Raw genomic sequence first — 15453 nt, 5'->3', positions numbered from 1 at the left:
CTCCATCTCGTCGAGCTCGGTAACCGACCCTAGGCGCGTCACCTGGCACTTTCCATGTGATCTGGGCCGTTGACCAGTTCGTGACCTGAGCTCGGATCGGCCAGAACCGCCGTCGATCGCCGATTCCTGCGCCGACTTCCCCATCACGAGGGCGGGCGGCAGTGGCGAAGCTCGCACCTGCGGTTATCTCGTCGTGACCATGGTCGACCAACCCTACCCTTACGGGAGGGTAGGGTTGGTCGATCGCACGGGCGTCCGCTCGTGCCGGCCGAGCGCCGTGAGGGCGACACTTTCGTTGGGAGCAGCCGATGGGGACAGCCGTGTCCGCCAGTAGACAGACCGAAGGGTCGGTGATGGCCGCCCTGCGCAGCCCCCGCCGGCTCCGCACGGAAGTGCTGGCCGGGCTGGTGGTCGCGCTCGCCCTGATCCCCGAGGCCATCTCGTTCTCGATCATCGCCGGGGTCGACCCGCGCGTGGGGTTGTTCGCCTCGTTCACGATGGCCGTCACCATCGCGTTCGTCGGTGGCCGCCCGGCGATGATCTCGGCCGCGACCGGCGCGGTCGCCCTGGTGATCGCGCCCGTCATGCGGCAGTACGGACTGGACTACCTGATCGCCACGGTCATCCTCGCCGGTGTGCTGCAGATCGTGCTCAGCGTGATCGGGGTCGCGCGGCTGATGCGATTCATCCCGCGCAGCGTGATGGTCGGATTCGTCAACGCGCTGGCGATCCTGATCTTCACCGCGCAGATCCCGCACCTGCTCGGAGTGCCGTGGCTGGTGTACCCGATGGTCGCCGTCGGTATCGCGATCATGGTCTTCCTGCCCAAGCTGTCCAGCGTCGTCCCTGCCCCGCTGGTGGCGATCGTGCTGCTCACCGTGGCGACCCTCGTGTTCTCGCTCGACGTCCCGAACGTGGGTGACGAGGGCGAGCTGCCGTCGAGCCTGCCCTCCTGGCTGATCCCCGATGTGCCGTTCACGCTGGAAACGCTGAAGATCATCGCCCCGTACGCGTTGGCGACGGCGTTGGTCGGTCTGCTCGAGTCGTTGATGACCGCCAAGCTCGTCGACGACATCACCGACAGCCACTCCGACAAGACCCGCGAGGGCTGGGGCCAGGGTGTGGCCAATGTGGTGACCGGCTTCTTCGGCGGTATGGGCGGTTGCGCCATGATCGGCCAGACGATGATCAATGTGAAGTCCTCCGGTGCGCGCACCAGGATTTCGACGTTCCTGGCCGGGTTGTTCCTGCTGATCCTGGTCGTCGGGCTCGGTGACATCGTCGCCCTGATCCCGATGGCCGCCCTCGTCGCCGTGATGATCATGGTGTCGGTTGGCACCATGGACTGGCACTCGATCGCCCCGAAAACCCTGCGCCGCATGCCTTTCGCCGAGACCGCGGTCATGCTGGTCACCGTCGCCGTCACGGTGGCGACGCACAACCTCGCCTACGGCGTGATCGCCGGCGTGCTCACCGCGATGGTTGCCTTCGCCCACCGCGTCGCCCACTTCACCGAGGTCGAGAAGATCGGCGAGGCCGATATCGACCACGACGGCGACATCGACACCAGGGTCTACAAAGTGCGCGGCGAACTGTTCTTCGCCTCGAGCAACGACCTGGTGTACCAATTCGACTACGTCGACGACCCACGCAATATCGTGATCGACATGTCCGACGCGCACATCTGGGACGCCTCGACGGTCGCCACCTTGGACGCGATCACCACCAAGTACGAGTCCAAGGGCAAGAAGGTCGAGATCGTCGGGCTCGACGCGGCCTCCGAACAGCGCCACGGCAGGCTCTCCGGGCACCTGGCAGGGCACTGAGATGCCCGCCCGCGCGCATTTGCAGATCGGTCAGGTCGCTGAACGAACCGAGTTGTCGGTCAAGACGATTCGGCACTACGACGAGGTCGGCCTGGTGCGGCCCTCGGCACGCAGCGCCGGTGGGTTCCGCCTCTACACCGAGGACGATATCGACCGGCTGTTGGTGATCCGCCGGATGAAACCGCTCGGCTTCACCCTAGCCGAGATGGGCGAATTGCTGTCCGCCCTCGACGATCTCGGCAACCCGGCGGCCCGCGAACTGCTCGCGGCGTTGCACGCCAAAGCCGAGGACAGCGTCGCGAAACTGCGCCGCCAGCTCGGTTACGCCGAGGAGTTCACCGCGTTGCTCGCCGAGCGACGAGCGCGGTGATCACTTCTGCCAGTAGTTCTTCGGGCCGACGGTGGTGGCCGCCGCGTTGGCGCCCGCCTTGCACCATTCCTCGAGGCTGCTGTTGTCGGACAGGTCGATGTAGATGCCGGTGGCCTGGGTGAAGTAGCGGTGGCTGTAGGCCGACCACTGCACCCGGGTGGCGGACATGATGTCACCGTGGCAGGTATCGCTGGCCAGACCCGTTGTGGGGCACCAGATTCCCCAGTCCTGGGTCTGGCCGTCGAGGGTGTCGTAGGCGGAGCGGGCGGCGGAGTCGGTGGGGAACACCAGCACGTTCACCGACACCAGGATGTGGTCGTCCTTGTCGATGTAGGAGCCGGTGATATTGGTGGTGCACCCGTTGGACGTGATCGCGGACGACACATTGTCGGAGTTGCCCGGCTGATCGCACCCGTGTTCGCCGCTGGCACGCAGGGTGTAGAGCACGCCCTTGGAGTCGGTGAAGCTTTGCGGGAGCAGGGCTTTCACGGTGAGCGGGGTGTCGTCGGTGGAGGCACTGTCGAGGGTGTTCCAGTCGAACGGCTTCGAGGTCGGTGCGGCCGAGGTGGTGGAGTAGGTGGACGGCACCGTCGAGGATGTGGTGGTCGGCGCGGCGACGACAGGCGAATCGGGATCGGAGTTGCCGCCGATCACCACCGCGATCACGATGAGCACGAGGAACGCGCAGACCACCGCACCGCCGATCAGCCACGGCGTCGACGACGACCCCGACCGCGCGTACGGCGGACGCGGCTGCTGCCACTGCGGCTGCCCCATCATCGGTTGACCCTGCATCGGCTGACCGGGCATCGGTTGTCCCGGCATCGGCTGCTGCCACGGCTGACTCACCGGCGGCTGCTGCCACGGCTGACTCTGCTGACCGACCGGCCACTGCGGCTGGCTCGGCGGGGGCTGCTGCCCGAAACCGGACGCATCCGCGCGCACCGTCGGCGGGGCGGCATCTGCCTGCTGTCCGTCGGCACGCGGTGTCATCCACCACGAACCCTGATCGTCGGCACCCCCGGCGGGCGGATCTTCGCGTGTCACAGGTCTCTCCCAACCCCGCGCGGCATCGATTCGATGATGTCCGCGTCCCTTCCCGAAATTTTGGCGTCTGTTCGGGTGGAAGGCAAACCCGTCGCGCCATCTTCGCTGCGGCGCACGGTTTTCGATGCCTCGATGTGACATCCACGCGGGCCGCGTGATAGTCACATGACATGGCGTGGTCACCCTCGGTTCTCTCGCCGGAGACCTCGGCAGGTTCGGGCTCGACGGCCGAACAACGCAGCGGAACAGTGCAATACCGCTCCGACCTCGACGGTCTACGTGGCCTCGCGATCGGCCTGGTCGTGGTTTTCCACATCTGGTTCGGCCGGGTGTCGGGTGGCGTAGACGTCTTTTTGGTGCTGTCCGGTTACTTCTTCACCGGGATGCTGCTGCGCCGCGCCGAGCACGGTCCACGCGGGTGGGTGTGGCCGGTGGTTCGCCGGACCGCGCGGCGGCTGCTGCCTGCCATGGCGGTGGTGCTGGCCGGGGTTCTGGTGGCCTCGACGCTGCTGCTGCCCTACACCCAGTGGTCGGCGGTCGCGGCGCAGACGCTCGCCTCCCTGCTGTTCGCGCAGAACTGGGAATTGGCGCTCACTTGGGCCGACTATCTGGCCGCCGACCCGTCGGTGAGTCCACTGCAACACCTCTGGTCGATGTCGGTGCAGGGCCAGTTCTATCTGGCCGCGCTGATCCTCGTCGCGGTGTGCGCACGGTTGCGACGGGCGCGAGCCGTTGTCGGAGTGATCGTGATCGCCGCTGCCGCGGCATCTTTCGTGTACGCGACCCGTGGCACCGCGACCCATCAGGGCTGGAACTACTACGACACCTTCGCGCGCGGCTGGGAACTGCTGATCGGGGCGGCACTCGCGGTCGCCGCACCGTACCTGGTGCTGCCGCGCTGGTGCCGGGCGCCGCTGGCCGCCCTGGGCATCGCGGGAGTTGTGCTGTGCGGCTGGCTGATCGGCGACGCCGCCAACCGCTTCCCCGGCCCGGCCGCCCTGCTTCCGGTGCTCGCGGCCGCCGCGGTGATCGTGTCGGTCGCCAACGTGCCACGCCACGAATGGGACGGGCCCAACCGGCTGCTCGCGCACCGGCACATGCGCTTGCTCGGCGAGCTCGCCTACCCGCTGTACCTGTGGCACTGGCCGATTCTCATCTTCTTCCTCACCGAACGCGACAGTGCTCGAGTCGACCTGCTCGGTGGCACCGGCGTGATCGCGGTGTCGCTGGCACTTGCCTGGCTCACCAACCAGCTGATCGAGAAACCACTGCGCACCAAGACGCGCCGGCCCGGCAGGCGCCTGGTCACCGCGGGCGTGGCGGCACTGCTCGCGGCTGTGGTGGCGACCGCGTCGGCCTGGGAGTTCGCCGTCGTGCGGGCGGCGCCACCGGCCGCGACCACCGACGTCGAGGCGACCAGGTACCCCGGGGCGCGAGCACTCACCGCGAACACCCCTGTCGCGCCCGAACCGTTGCGGCCCAGCCTCTTCGAGGCCCGCAACGACCAGCCGCCGCCGACGCTCGACGGCTGCATCGCCGACTGGAACACCCGCTCCGTCGTCACCTGCACCTACGGCGACCCCGACGCCGAACGCACCATCGCCATGGCGGGCAGCTCCCACGTCGAACACTGGTTGCCGGCACTCCAGGTACTGGCCGAGGAGCATTCGTTCCGCATCCAGGTGTATCTGAAGATGGGGTGCCCGCTCACCCTCGCCGAGGACGCCACCTACAACGGCGAACCCATCCCCGACTGCCGGGACTGGTCGCGCGAGGTGATCGACCGGCTCGGCACCGACCGCCCCGACTGGGTGTTCACCATCGGCACCCGGCCCCGCGACGCGGGCGGCGACGAGACACCGCCGGAATTCCTCGATGTGTGGACGGCCCTGTCCGAGCGCGGACTCGCGGTGCTCACCCTGCGCGACACGCCGTGGCTGCGCCGCGACGGCGTGCGCTACCGCGCCACCGACTGCCTTGCCTCTGGCGGCGACCGCATCAGCTGCGGCATGCGCCGCGGTGACGCACTCGACCCGATCGACCCGCAGCGCGAAGCGGCGGCACCCTTCCCGCACGTCTTCCCCGTCGACCTCACCGACGCCGTGTGCGGCCCGACCGTCTGTGCCGTCGCCGAGGGCAATGTGCTGATCTACCACGACGAGCACCACCTCACCGCCACCTACTCGCGCACCCTCGCCGACGCGCTCGGCCGCGCCATCGGTCCCGTGCTCGGATGGTGGTGAGGCAACGAAAACGCTTGGGCATGCGGGTAACTCGGGAAGTCCGTAGCCTCGGAGCTGTGATTACTCTGAAGAAGGAAGACGGCGCGGCCGATCTCGCCGGTATCACCAAGATGAGCGTGGGGGTGAGCTGGGACCCGTCGGCCGGTTCCAGCGGTGGACTGCTCGGCATCGCCCGCCGCAAGCGCGGCGTCGACCTCGATCTCGTCGCCGTCCTGATGCAGGGTGGCGAGCCGGTGCGTTTCGCCGGTCTCGATTCGCTCGACCCGCTCGGCAACGGCGCGGTGCTGCACACCGGTGACGAGCAGACCGGCGCGGCCGCGGGCGACGACGAGACCGTGCACGTCACCTTCGCGAATGTGCCGACCGCGATCGACGCCATCGTGTTCGTCGCCGCCGCGTTCAAGAAGGGATCCTCGTTCGACAAGGCCAACAACGTCTCGTTCAAGATCTACGACGCCACCGGCGCCGACAGCCAGCCGGTGGCCGATATCTGGCCGTCGCTGCTGGGCGCCGAGAACGCCAACGCCATCGCGCGGGCCTTCCGCAACGGCCCGGTATGGCAGCTCGAGGTGCTCGATCGCAAGGGCAAGATCAAGCAGGGCGACAAGCAGGCGCTGCTGCGTTTCGCCCTCGGCTAGCGACGCGCACGGTTTGCACGGGGTGTGGTCGGTGCGGCAAAGTTAGGCTCGGTGCGCCGGGAAGTCTGGTCGGCAGCCCGGCTCGAATTCCGTCGAGCGGGGTTCGAGCGAAGACGGGAACCCACATGTCCGCACCTACCTCTCCCCGGCACGGATGATCCGCGCAGCACGCCGCACCGTTCTCACCCGGGGCAGCTGGCCCGAGGCCCGTCGCGTCAGCGAGGTGCTGCGCCGCGAAACGGTCGGCGGTGTCCTGCTGATCGTCGCGGCGATCGTCGCGCTCGTCTGGGCCAATACGCCGTGGGCGGATGCCTATGTGGCACTGCGCGACTACCGCATCGGCCCCGAATCGCTGCACCTGAACCTGACGCTGAGTCAGTGGGCAGCCGACGGGCTGCTCGCCATCTTCTTCTTCGTCGTCGGCCTCGAACTCAAACGCGAGTTCGTGGCGGGCGATCTGCGGGATCCGCGCCGCGCCGCGCTGCCGGTGGTGGCGGCCGTCGGCGGGATGGCCGTGCCCGCGCTCATCTACTTCGCGATCAACCGGGGCGGCGCGGTCGACGGTTGGGCGATCCCCACCGCGACCGACATCGCCTTCGCGCTCGCCGTGCTCGCGGTGATCAACACCCACCTGCCCACCGCGCTGCGCACCTTCCTGCTCACCCTCGCCGTCGTCGACGACCTGCTCGCCGTCACGGTGATCGCCGTCTTCTACACCAGCGAACTGCACCTGCCCTACCTGGCGCTGGCCCTGATCCCGATCGCCCTGTTCGCCGTCGCCGTGCAGCGCCGGATCAGTTCGCCGTTCCTGCTGGTGCCGCTGGCCCTGGTGACGTGGTGGCTGGTGCACTCCTCCGGTGTGCACGCCACGGTGGCGGGCGTGCTGCTCGGTTTCACCGTTCCGGTACTGGCCGGGCGCGGCGAGACCGACACCGAACACGGCCTGGCCGAACGGTTCGAACACACCATCCGCCCGCTCTCGGCCGGAGTGGCGGTGCCGGTGTTCGCGTTCTTCGCGGCCGGTGTCACCATCGGCGGGCTCAGCGGGTTCACCGATTCCCTCGCCGACCGGGTGACGCTCGGCATCATGGCGGGCCTGGTCGTCGGCAAGCTCGTCGGCATCACCGCGACCACCTATCTCACCGCCAAACTCACCCGCGCCGAACTCGACGCCGATCTGGCCTGGGTGGACGTGGCGGGTGTCGCGCTGCTCGGCGGCATCGGTTTCACGGTGTCACTGCTGGTCGGCGAACTGGCCTTCGCCGACGACCACACCCGCGCCGACCACGTCCGCATCGGCGTGCTGTGCGGCACGCTGGCCGCGGCCCTGCTGGCGACCATCGTGCTGCGCGCCCGCAACCGCGTCTACCGCCGCCTCGACGAGGCCGAGAATGTCGACGCCGACGGCGACGGCATCCCGGACGTCTATCAGCAGACCCCACCCTGATCCAGGAGCTCCACCATGTCTCTCACCCACGTGACCGTCGGCCTCGGCTGGGACCCCGCGCCACCGACCGGCCCCTTCGGCAATACCCGCAAGGACATCGACCTCAATGTGACGGCCCTGGCGTTCGCGGGCAACGACTTCGTCGACGCGGCGTTCCACGAACAGCTCACCTCCCGCGACGGCGCCCTGCGCCACCTCGGCGACAGCGTCACCGGCGACGGTGACGGCGACAACGAGATCATCACCGTCGACCTCACCCGCGTCGACGCCGCGACCAGCACCATCGTCTTCCTCGTCACCTGCTACACCGGACAGACCTTCGAGCAGGTCGTCAACGGCTTCTGCCGCGTCGCCGACAGCGTCACGGGGGCGGAGCTCGTGCGCGTCGACCTGTCGAGCGCCACCTCGCACACCGGCTTCGTCCTCGGCAAACTGCACCGCACCGGCGCGGGCTGGGAGTTCGCGCTGATCGGCGACCCGATCTTCGCCGATCACCCGACCGTCGCCCTGCCCCATTTGACCGTATATTTGGGCCCGGTATGAGCGCGCAGTTGATGATCGTGGAGGACGACACCCGGGTACGGGAGTCGTTGCGGCTGGCGATGGAGGACGAGGGGTATGTCGTCGCCGAAGCCGAAAGCGCCGAACACGCGCTGGAACACGTGCACAACGTCGGCGTGCCGGACGTCCTGATCGTCGACCTGATGCTCGGCGGCATGGACGGTTTCACCTGCATCCGCGAGGTGCGCCGCGACCACGACGTGCCGATCATCGTGGTCAGCGCCCGTGACGACACCCACGACGTGGTCGCCGCCCTGGAAGCGGGCGCCGACGACTTCGTCACCAAACCGTTCGAGGTCAAGGAACTGACCGCGCGCATCAGGGCCGTGGGCAGGCGCACCCGCAACAACACCGAACGCGAGGTGGTCGAACTCGTCCTCGACGCCGACCGCCAGCTCATCCTCTGCCCGGAGCGCGGTTCGGTGCGGCTGGCGGGCGAAGACGTGCACCTGACGCTCACCGAGTTCCGGTTGCTGTGCGAACTGGCACAGAACGACGGGCTCGTGCTGAGCAGGCAGGTGCTGCTCGACAAGATCTGGGACCGCGGCTTCTTCGGCGACGACCGCATCGTCGACGTGCACATCCGCCGCCTGCGCACCAAGATCGAACGCGATCCCGCCGAACCGCGCCTGATCGTCACCGTGCGCGGGCTCGGCTATCGCCTCGATGCCGGGTCCTGAATTGCCCACCCGGTTACGCGGCCTGCGTGGTCGCGTAACAGCGGCGTTCGTCCTCAGCGCCAGTCTCGTCGCGGTGCTGCTGTCGGGTTCGGTGTATGCCATCAGCACCAATTACATGGAGTCCCAACGGGTTCGGACGGTCGAACGCGCGGTAGGAGTGCACGCCGAGATCCTGCGGTTGCGGATGGAATCGCTGGCCACGGGGCAGGAGGCCCTCGAATCGTTGCGGCTGCCCGCCGGAACCATCGCCCTCCTCGACTCCACCACGGGCACCGGTGTGCTCGGCGCCGACCAGGCCACCGTCGCCACGCTCGAACGGGCCGCCGAGGTGCCCTCGCCCGCCACCCGTGTGCGCATCGCGGGCGAGCCCTATCTGCGCACGGCGACCTACGTCGAAAACGGCGCCGTCCTCCAGGAATTCGCGCCGCTGCGCGAGCTGGAGGACACGCTGAAGATGCTGCGCACCATCCTCTTCGCCTGCGCGGTGCTCGCCGTCGCGGTGGCCGCCGCGCTCGGCGCCTGGGCCGCGCACCTCGCGCTGCGCCCGCTACGCCAGGTGGCGGGCACCGCGTCGCGCATCGCCGCGGGCGACCTCGACCTGCGCTTGTCGCGGCCCGAAGACGTGGACCTGTCGCCGACCGTCGAGGCCTTCAACGCCATGGTCGACTCCCTGCAGCGGCGCATCGAACGCGAACGCAGGCTCGTCTCCGACCTCAGCCACGAGTTGCGCACCCCGCTCACCACCCTGACCACCACCGCGACCGTGCTGGCCGGGCATCGCGACGAACTGTCCGAAAGACCGCGCGCCGCATTGGGACTGCTCGTGGAGGAGACCACCTACTTGCGCGGTCTGCTCGACGACATGCTCGCCCTCGCGCGCGCCGAGGCGGGCATCCACCGCTCCGACCCGGCGCCGCTGTCGCTGGCCGAACTGCTGGCCCACCTGCTCGCGAGCCGTCGCGTCGCGGCCGAGGTGCTCACGGCCACCGACCCGGGACTGGTGCGCGGGCGGCGGATGGAACTCGAACGCGCCCTGCTGAACCTGCTCGTCAACGCCGAACGCCACGGTGGTGGTGTGGCAGCGGTGCGCGTCGAGCGCGACGGCGACGAGGTGCGCGTCACCGTCGACGACGAAGGCCCCGGTGTCGAGGCGGCCGATCGCGAACGCATCTTCGAACGCTTCGTCACCGCCTCGCGTCGCACGGGCGGCACCGGCATCGGCCTGGCCCTCGTCGCCGAAACCGTTGCGGGACACGAGGGCCGGATCCGCTGCTCGGAGCGGCCGGGCGGTGGTGCGCGCTTCGAGTTGACGCTGCCCGCGCTGGATCGTCACGTGATCGCAAAGAAAACGTCCGAGCCGCCGCAATGAAAGTGATCCATTCTCGTCTCGGTCACCGGGTCGGGTGATCGCCACGGCCTCGGGCTGGAGGAGGACAAGTCGCGCTGCCACGGCACGCGGCCGATTCCCGAAGTCGTCGCGCGACACCGACACCGGTGACTTCTCGTCATAACGCGGCGGGGCCCGGCGCCACTCGGACGCCGGGCCCCGCTGGGGTTGTCAGGATCAGCCGATGCTGAAGGGCTGGCCCCACAGGGTGACGACCGAGCTCACGTTCTCGGTCTCCACCTTGACCTTCACGAAGGCGCGCGCCTGGGCGTACCCGGCGCAGCCGCTCAGGCCGATGGTCGAGTCGGCCCAGGTCACCGAGCCGCTCTTGCCCTTGAACTTGTTGTTGGTGCCGTGGTCCTCGTTGCCGTAGTCGTCGGCCTTCTCGATGTCGAGAATGTAGAACGACTTGGCCTGGCCGGGGCCGAGGCTCAGTTCGGCACCGGACTCGGCGCCGACGCTCACGTCCTCGCCGTCCCAGCTGCTCTCGCCTTCGACGCCACCCTCGACGCCGCCGCCGTCGATGTTGACCTGGCAACCCACCACGTAACCGGGGTAGATCTTGCCGCCCTTGGCGTTACCGGAGACCTCGACCTGCGCGGAGCCGGACACCCACGCGTTGCGGTGCACCGGGGTCGAGCCCATCGACGGGCTGATGAGGGCCGACTCGCCGACCAGGCGAACGGTGACGGTCGAACCGTCGGACAGGGTCTTGACGATCTCGCCGCCGGGCAGCGGAACGAAGGTGTCGGCGTTGGCGGCACCGGCGGACAGCAGGCCGAAGGTCACGGCGGCCGCGCCGACCAGACCGGCCATGCGGGCCGAATTCTTACGGTCGATCATGTGTGTCATTCCTTGCGATCGAAGTCGGATGCGCTCAGCCGATGCTGAACGGGGCACCGTAGAGGGTGGTCTTGGAGTAGTGGTCGCCGATGATCTCCACGACCGAGTAGGCGCGGGCCTGGGCGTACCCGGCGCAGCCCTGGATCTCGATCTCGACGTCCTGGTACTCGACCGAGTAGACGCCCGCCTTCAGGATGTCCTTCTTCTCGATCTGGACGAACTTCACCTCGCCGGGGCCCAGGTCGAGGCCGACCGAGCCGCCGAGGCTGCCGCCGGACAGGTCGATGCCGCCGGAGACGCCCGCGGAGATGGCGTCGTCACCGATGGCCACCTGGCAACCGACGATGTAGCCGGTGTTCAGCTGCGAGGCGCCGTGGGTGGAGGAGTTGTTGGAGCCGTCCTTGCCCGACGGACCGTTGAACGGGCCGACCTCGCCCTCCGGCGTCGCGGTGACGTCGGCGGTGACGGTGCCCGAGACCCAGGCGACGCGGCCGGCGCCGTTGGCCGCCAGCGACGGCGAAACGGTGGCGCGCTCGGCGGTGCGGGTGATCGTCACGCCCGGGCCTGCCTTCTGGCCGTCGGGCAGCGGGACGAAAGCGTCGGCGCCGGCGGAACCGGCGGCGAAACCACCGAGTGCGACCGCGGCGGCCGTGGCCACGTAGAAGCGTTTGATTGTCATTCTTCCCCTCATCAGGTTCGAGCGGTATCGCCTCGACGTCGGCACCTGGCAGGGCGCGTCGAGGGCCGGATCGAAGCATTCACGCGCCCCATGGCGGGGTGAGAACCAGTCGAGGACCCGGCGATGAAGCTCATGGAACGAGAAGATTTCCGGTTCTTTGCGATGGTGTTGCGATGGGCGCAGACCGGTCGTCACACATGCGGCGTTCAGCCAATGTTGCGAAGTTCGGTATAGGGGGCGTGATTTCGATGTTCCCTGGATAGTTGCTGCGTTACGGTTTCCCACATGGACGACATCGAGTTGGATTTGCCGAGCGTCGCTTCTCCCCACAACTCCGGGCGAATTCTCGACATCGGCGCGGTCGGATTGCGCAACCCGCTTCCGGTCGACGGTGAACAGACCCACGCCTATGTTTCCTGCGTCGACGGCACCACCCTGCGACTGCCGGATTCTTTGCAGAACTGGGCCATGCAGACCCTCGCCGCGAACTACGACCTGCGCGCCACCGGCCTGCCGTCGCTGTTCCCGTGCCGGTTCGAGTTCGGCATCCGCGACGGCGCGGCCTACGCTGTTCCAGTCAGCGATCAGGCGCGTCAGAGGAGGCCATCATCACCACCGCAGCAGATGTCGGTGACTTCGCCGAGCGTCACGGGCTGACAGTCGCCGTAGCCGAATCCCTCACCGGCGGTAACCTCGCCGCCGCCCTCGCGGCGGCACCCGACTCCGCGCAGTGGTTCCGTGGCGGGGTCGTCGCCTACTCCGTGACGGTGAAACAGTCCGTTCTCGGCGTGCCCGACGTGCCGGTGGTGTCGGAGACGGCCGCACTGGCCATGGCCGAAGGTGTGCGGGCACTGACCGACGCCGATATCGCCGCCGCGACCACCGGCGTCGGTGGGCCGGGCGATCAGGACGGCGAACCGGCGGGGTCGGTGTGGTGCGCTGTCGCCACCCGCGACACGTCCTGGGCCGTGCACCGGAATTTCGACGGCGAACCCGAGCAAGTGCTCGAACAGTCGGTGCAATGCGCGTTGGAGATGTTGCGCGAGAGCGAGAAGCGCTTCACCGGCTAGACGATCGGTGGCAGGTGCACCACCTGGCCCGCGTACGCCAGACCCGCACCGAAGCCGAGCAGCAACGCCGTCTGGCCGGGTTCGGCGGCGCCGCTGCGCAGCAACTGTTCCATGGCCATCGGAATCGAGGCGGCACTGGTGTTACCGGTGTCGACGATGTCGCGTGCCACGGCGACGGTGTCGGGCAGGTCGAGGGTGCGGACCAGCGCGTCGGTGATGCGGATATTCGCCTGGTGCGGCACAAAGGCGTCCAGGTCGGCGGCGGTGACACCGGCCAGCTTCAAGGCCTCCCGGCACGCCTGCTCCAGAAAGGTGACGGCCCAGCGGAATACCTCGGTGCCGTTCATCCGGATGTAGGGCCGTACCGTCGTGCCGCCACTGGCCTCGGCGGCCGCCACCTCGGCGAAGTACTCCTGGAAGTCCTTGTCCTGCTTGATCGCCGAGGTGCGTGACCCGTCCGAACCCCACGCCACCGGGCCGATCCCCTCCTGCTCGGCGGCGCCGACGACCACCGCGCCCGCGCCGTCGGCGAAGATGAACGCCGTGCCGCGATCGGTGCGGTCGAGCAGGTCCGAGAGCCGTTCCACCCCGATCACCAGCACGTGGCGCGCCTGACCGGAGCGGACCAGGTTTGCGGCATCGGCCAGCGCGTAGCAGAAGCCCGCGCACCCGGCGGAGATGTCGTAGGCGGCGGTGTCGTGCATGCCGAGTTCGGTGGCGACCACCGCGCCCGCCGAGGGGCCGAGGACCATCTGCGACGAGGTCGCCAGCAGCACGGCGTCCACCTCGTCGGCGGTGATGCCCGCGGCGGTGAGGGCGTCGCGGGCGGCGGCGGTGCTCATCGACACGATGGTTTCGTCGTCTTCGGCCCAGTGCCTGGCGGCGATGCCGGATCGGGTCTTGATCCATTCGTCGGAGGAGTCGATGGCCTCGACGATCTCCGAGTTGGGCACGACGCGGCGCGGCCGGTACACGCCGAGGCCGAGAATTCCCGTGTGGGTGATCGGAATCGAGGTGGCGATGGGGGTTGGCATGACATCCTCTCCATGTGAACCGATCGGTTCATCCGTTATAAGGTCTAACATGAACCGATCGGTTCAATCAAGCGTTTCGGGGAGGAGAGTCGGATGCCGGCCGGACCACGCGCCCGACTGATCGAGCACACCATCGCGACCGTGCAGGAGCACGGTGTGCACGCGGCGGCGTTGAGCGAACTGCTCAAGCGGAGCAATACCTCACGCAACTCGCTCTACCAGCATTTTCCCTCCGGCAAGAGCGAACTGGTGCAGACGGCGGCCCGCATCGTGTCGCGGCTGGTGTACTCGCACGTCAGCGCCGTGGCCGACGCCCTGCAGACCGCGCCGTCGGCGCAGCAGTGGCTGACCGACCTGTTCGCCTTCTGGCGGGTGCCGCTCGAGCAGAGCGAGTTCCGGGCAGGTTCGTTCATGATGGCCGCCGCGCTGGACGAAAGCGATCCGGTGGTGCAGTCGATCGCCGGGCAGGCCTTCGCCGAATGGACCGCGCGCTTGGCCGACGGCATCGTCGCGGCGGGGATCGAACGGGCGACGGCGGTGTCACTTGCCGGGTTCCTGCTCACCACCATCGAGGGCACCATCGTGCACAGCCGGGCGCTCAAGTCGGCGCATCCGTTCGATCAGGCGGTCACCCAGCTGACCATCCTGTTCAACTATCACCTATCTCAGCGTTGAGGTGAAACATCCGGTGCGCCATCGAGATCCGCGCACAGCGTGGTGACGATGTGGCGGCGGGCCGTTGCGCCTTCGGGACTCGGGGTCAGCGGATACACGTGCACCAGACCCGGTTTCTCGATGTAGTCCAGGTCGACACCGGCCGCGCGGGCCTTGTCCCGCAGCAGGCGGGCATCGGGGTTGAGGATGTCGTCGGTGCCGGTGAACAGGGTGATCGGGCCGAGACCGGTGAGATCGCCGAACAGGGGGCTCACCATGGGGTCCTTCATCGGCAGCTCGCCGCTCCACCGGCGGCCGTAGACGAGGCCGCCGTCGCGACCGAGCCACGGGTCGCGCTGCTGTACGACATCGATCTCCGGGTTCTCGAGAGTGAGGTCGAGGGCCGGGGAGATGAGGACGGTGCGCGGCAGTGTGGTGCCGAGGTCGCGTAGGTGCAGAGCGGTGGACAGGGCGATCTGGCCGCCGGCCGAATCACCGGCGAGGAAGGTGGGGCCGTGATCGTCCGCGCTGGTGCGGACGAGGTCGGCTACGCGGGGAATCACGTCCGCGGCGGTGCCGAACGGGATGAGGGGGTAGATCGGCACCGTCACCGTGAGCCGTGCGCGGATGGCGAGCATGGCCGCCAGCCGCCAGTGCTGCACCGCGATCTCACCGACCCAGCCGCCACCGTGCGCGTACACCAGGCCGCCGCGTGGTTGTCCGGTGCGCGGGGTGAGGGTGTAGACGGGCCAGCCACGATCGCGCACCACGGCGATGTCGACGCCGCGCAGGGTGCGTGGCGGGCCGTAGGGCAGCGGGCGAAGGGCCAACTCGCGGATATGGGCCTCGGCGCGTTCGGCGTCGATGTAGTTGCGGTTGCGGCGGGCTGCCCGCAGGAACCCCGGAATCACGAACCGGCTCATCACTGTGGGCACCGCAACCTCCACTCGTACAGGTGCCCGCCAAATTACCCG

Annotated in this window: 16 protein-coding genes; 11 read left to right on the top strand and 5 right to left on the bottom strand. The window is 68.5% G+C overall.

The features are described from left to right. Positions 1 to 308: 308 nt before the first annotated feature. Both AB0I19_RS16665 and AB0I19_RS16660 read left to right on the top strand, forming a co-directional pair. On the top strand, positions 309 to 1826 hold the full coding sequence (locus AB0I19_RS16665; RefSeq protein ID WP_357149520.1) for a SulP family inorganic anion transporter: 1518 nt from the start codon (positions 309 to 311) through the stop codon (positions 1824 to 1826). A 1-nt stretch (position 1827) separates the two neighbouring features. After that, positions 1828 to 2196 carry a MerR family transcriptional regulator gene (locus tag AB0I19_RS16660; RefSeq protein WP_357149517.1) on the top strand — a complete coding sequence of 123 codons (369 nt, stop codon included), beginning with the start codon at positions 1828 to 1830 and terminating at the stop codon, positions 2194 to 2196. On the opposite strand, the gene AB0I19_RS16655 is transcribed toward AB0I19_RS16660, so the two are convergent. Continuing rightward, positions 2197 to 3243, bottom strand: a complete 1047-nt coding sequence (locus AB0I19_RS16655; protein ID WP_357149514.1) for a hypothetical protein — start codon at positions 3241 to 3243, stop codon at positions 2197 to 2199. Positions 3244 to 3413: 170 nt separating this feature from the next. Here AB0I19_RS16655 and AB0I19_RS16650 point away from each other — a divergent pair, with 170 nt between their 5' ends. The 6 genes from AB0I19_RS16650 to AB0I19_RS16625 all read left to right on the top strand — a co-directional run bounded on the left by AB0I19_RS16650 (position 3414) and on the right by AB0I19_RS16625 (position 10181). Next, on the top strand, positions 3414 to 5486 hold the full coding sequence (locus AB0I19_RS16650) for an acyltransferase family protein (protein ID WP_357149511.1): 2073 nt from the start codon (positions 3414 to 3416) through the stop codon (positions 5484 to 5486). A gap of 56 nt (positions 5487 to 5542) precedes the next feature. Next, positions 5543 to 6124, top strand: a complete 582-nt coding sequence (locus AB0I19_RS16645) for a TerD family protein (protein ID WP_067496979.1) — start codon at positions 5543 to 5545, stop codon at positions 6122 to 6124. A gap of 157 nt (positions 6125 to 6281) precedes the next feature. Further along, positions 6282 to 7571, top strand: coding sequence for a Na+/H+ antiporter NhaA (gene nhaA / locus AB0I19_RS16640; protein ID WP_357150142.1), 1290 nt, complete (start codon positions 6282 to 6284; stop codon positions 7569 to 7571). A 15-nt stretch (positions 7572 to 7586) separates the two neighbouring features. Then, positions 7587 to 8114 (top strand): TerD family protein, encoded by a 528-nt coding sequence (locus AB0I19_RS16635; protein WP_357149508.1) that lies wholly within the window; start codon positions 7587 to 7589, stop codon positions 8112 to 8114. Further along, positions 8111 to 8812 (top strand): response regulator transcription factor, encoded by a 702-nt coding sequence (locus tag AB0I19_RS16630; RefSeq protein WP_357149505.1) that lies wholly within the window; start codon positions 8111 to 8113, stop codon positions 8810 to 8812. The genes AB0I19_RS16635 and AB0I19_RS16630 overlap by 4 nt, the downstream gene beginning before the upstream one ends. Beyond that, on the top strand, positions 8799 to 10181 hold the full coding sequence (locus AB0I19_RS16625; RefSeq protein WP_357149502.1) for a HAMP domain-containing sensor histidine kinase: 1383 nt from the start codon (positions 8799 to 8801) through the stop codon (positions 10179 to 10181). The genes AB0I19_RS16630 and AB0I19_RS16625 overlap by 14 nt, the downstream gene beginning before the upstream one ends. Before the next feature lie 195 nt (positions 10182 to 10376). Here AB0I19_RS16625 and AB0I19_RS16620 read toward each other — a convergent pair whose 3' ends face one another. Both AB0I19_RS16620 and AB0I19_RS16615 read right to left on the bottom strand, forming a co-directional pair. Next, complete coding sequence (locus AB0I19_RS16620; protein WP_067496968.1) at positions 10377 to 11042, bottom strand: MspA family porin; 666 nt, start codon at positions 11040 to 11042, stop codon at positions 10377 to 10379. Between the two features lie 34 nt (positions 11043 to 11076). Then, positions 11077 to 11721, bottom strand: coding sequence for an MspA family porin (locus AB0I19_RS16615; RefSeq protein ID WP_357149499.1), 645 nt, complete (start codon positions 11719 to 11721; stop codon positions 11077 to 11079). Between the two features lie 285 nt (positions 11722 to 12006). Here AB0I19_RS16615 and AB0I19_RS16610 point away from each other — a divergent pair, with 285 nt between their 5' ends. Both AB0I19_RS16610 and AB0I19_RS16605 read left to right on the top strand, forming a co-directional pair. Then, the gene (locus AB0I19_RS16610; protein ID WP_357149496.1) at positions 12007 to 12378 is read left to right on the top strand and encodes a hypothetical protein; all 372 of its coding nucleotides are present in this window, start codon (positions 12007 to 12009) and stop codon (positions 12376 to 12378) included. Then, positions 12327 to 12791, top strand: coding sequence for a CinA family protein (locus tag AB0I19_RS16605; protein WP_357150139.1), 465 nt, complete (start codon positions 12327 to 12329; stop codon positions 12789 to 12791). The genes AB0I19_RS16610 and AB0I19_RS16605 overlap by 52 nt, the downstream gene beginning before the upstream one ends. Here the strand turns inward: AB0I19_RS16605 and AB0I19_RS16600 are convergent. Beyond that, on the bottom strand, positions 12788 to 13825 hold the full coding sequence (locus AB0I19_RS16600) for a beta-ketoacyl-ACP synthase 3 (protein WP_357149494.1): 1038 nt from the start codon (positions 13823 to 13825) through the stop codon (positions 12788 to 12790). The genes AB0I19_RS16605 and AB0I19_RS16600 overlap by 4 nt on opposite strands. Before the next feature lie 93 nt (positions 13826 to 13918). Between AB0I19_RS16600 and AB0I19_RS16595 the strand changes: the two genes are divergently transcribed. Next, positions 13919 to 14500, top strand: coding sequence for a TetR/AcrR family transcriptional regulator (locus tag AB0I19_RS16595; protein ID WP_067642643.1), 582 nt, complete (start codon positions 13919 to 13921; stop codon positions 14498 to 14500). Here AB0I19_RS16595 and AB0I19_RS16590 read toward each other — a convergent pair. Continuing rightward, on the bottom strand, positions 14491 to 15414 hold the full coding sequence (locus AB0I19_RS16590) for an alpha/beta hydrolase (protein ID WP_357149491.1): 924 nt from the start codon (positions 15412 to 15414) through the stop codon (positions 14491 to 14493). The two genes, AB0I19_RS16595 and AB0I19_RS16590, sit on opposite strands and share 10 nt — an antisense overlap. Positions 15415 to 15453 lie beyond the last annotated feature (39 nt).

This window comes from Nocardia sp. NPDC050413 (assembly GCF_040655475.1).
In the GTDB taxonomy this organism is placed as follows: Bacteria; Actinomycetota; Actinomycetes; order Mycobacteriales; family Mycobacteriaceae; genus Nocardia; species Nocardia coubleae.
Note: the sequence above shows the minus strand (reverse complement) of the source record. Positions and strands in the feature narration are given on the sequence as shown.

What these genes read in the sequence shown, in the direction of transcription:
- AB0I19_RS16665 (WP_357149520.1), top strand. Translation starts at nt 309, where the DNA reads ATGGGGACAGCCGTGTCCGCCAGTAGACAGACCGAAGGGTCGGTGATG.
- AB0I19_RS16635 (WP_357149508.1), top strand. Translation starts at nt 7,587, where the DNA reads ATGTCTCTCACCCACGTGACCGTCGGCCTCGGCTGGGACCCCGCGCCA.
- AB0I19_RS16630 (WP_357149505.1), top strand. Translation starts at nt 8,111, where the DNA reads ATGAGCGCGCAGTTGATGATCGTGGAGGACGACACCCGGGTACGGGAG.
- AB0I19_RS16660 (WP_357149517.1), top strand. Translation starts at nt 1,828, where the DNA reads ATGCCCGCCCGCGCGCATTTGCAGATCGGTCAGGTCGCTGAACGAACC.
- AB0I19_RS16595 (WP_067642643.1), top strand. Translation starts at nt 13,919, where the DNA reads ATGCCGGCCGGACCACGCGCCCGACTGATCGAGCACACCATCGCGACC.
- AB0I19_RS16600 (WP_357149494.1), bottom strand. Translation starts at nt 13,825, where the DNA reads ATGCCAACCCCCATCGCCACCTCGATTCCGATCACCCACACGGGAATT.
- AB0I19_RS16650 (WP_357149511.1), top strand. Translation starts at nt 3,414, where the DNA reads ATGGCGTGGTCACCCTCGGTTCTCTCGCCGGAGACCTCGGCAGGTTCG.
- AB0I19_RS16615 (WP_357149499.1), bottom strand. Translation starts at nt 11,721, where the DNA reads ATGACAATCAAACGCTTCTACGTGGCCACGGCCGCCGCGGTCGCACTC.
- AB0I19_RS16625 (WP_357149502.1), top strand. Translation starts at nt 8,799, where the DNA reads ATGCCGGGTCCTGAATTGCCCACCCGGTTACGCGGCCTGCGTGGTCGC.
- AB0I19_RS16620 (WP_067496968.1), bottom strand. Translation starts at nt 11,042, where the DNA reads ATGATCGACCGTAAGAATTCGGCCCGCATGGCCGGTCTGGTCGGCGCG.
- AB0I19_RS16610 (WP_357149496.1), top strand. Translation starts at nt 12,007, where the DNA reads ATGGACGACATCGAGTTGGATTTGCCGAGCGTCGCTTCTCCCCACAAC.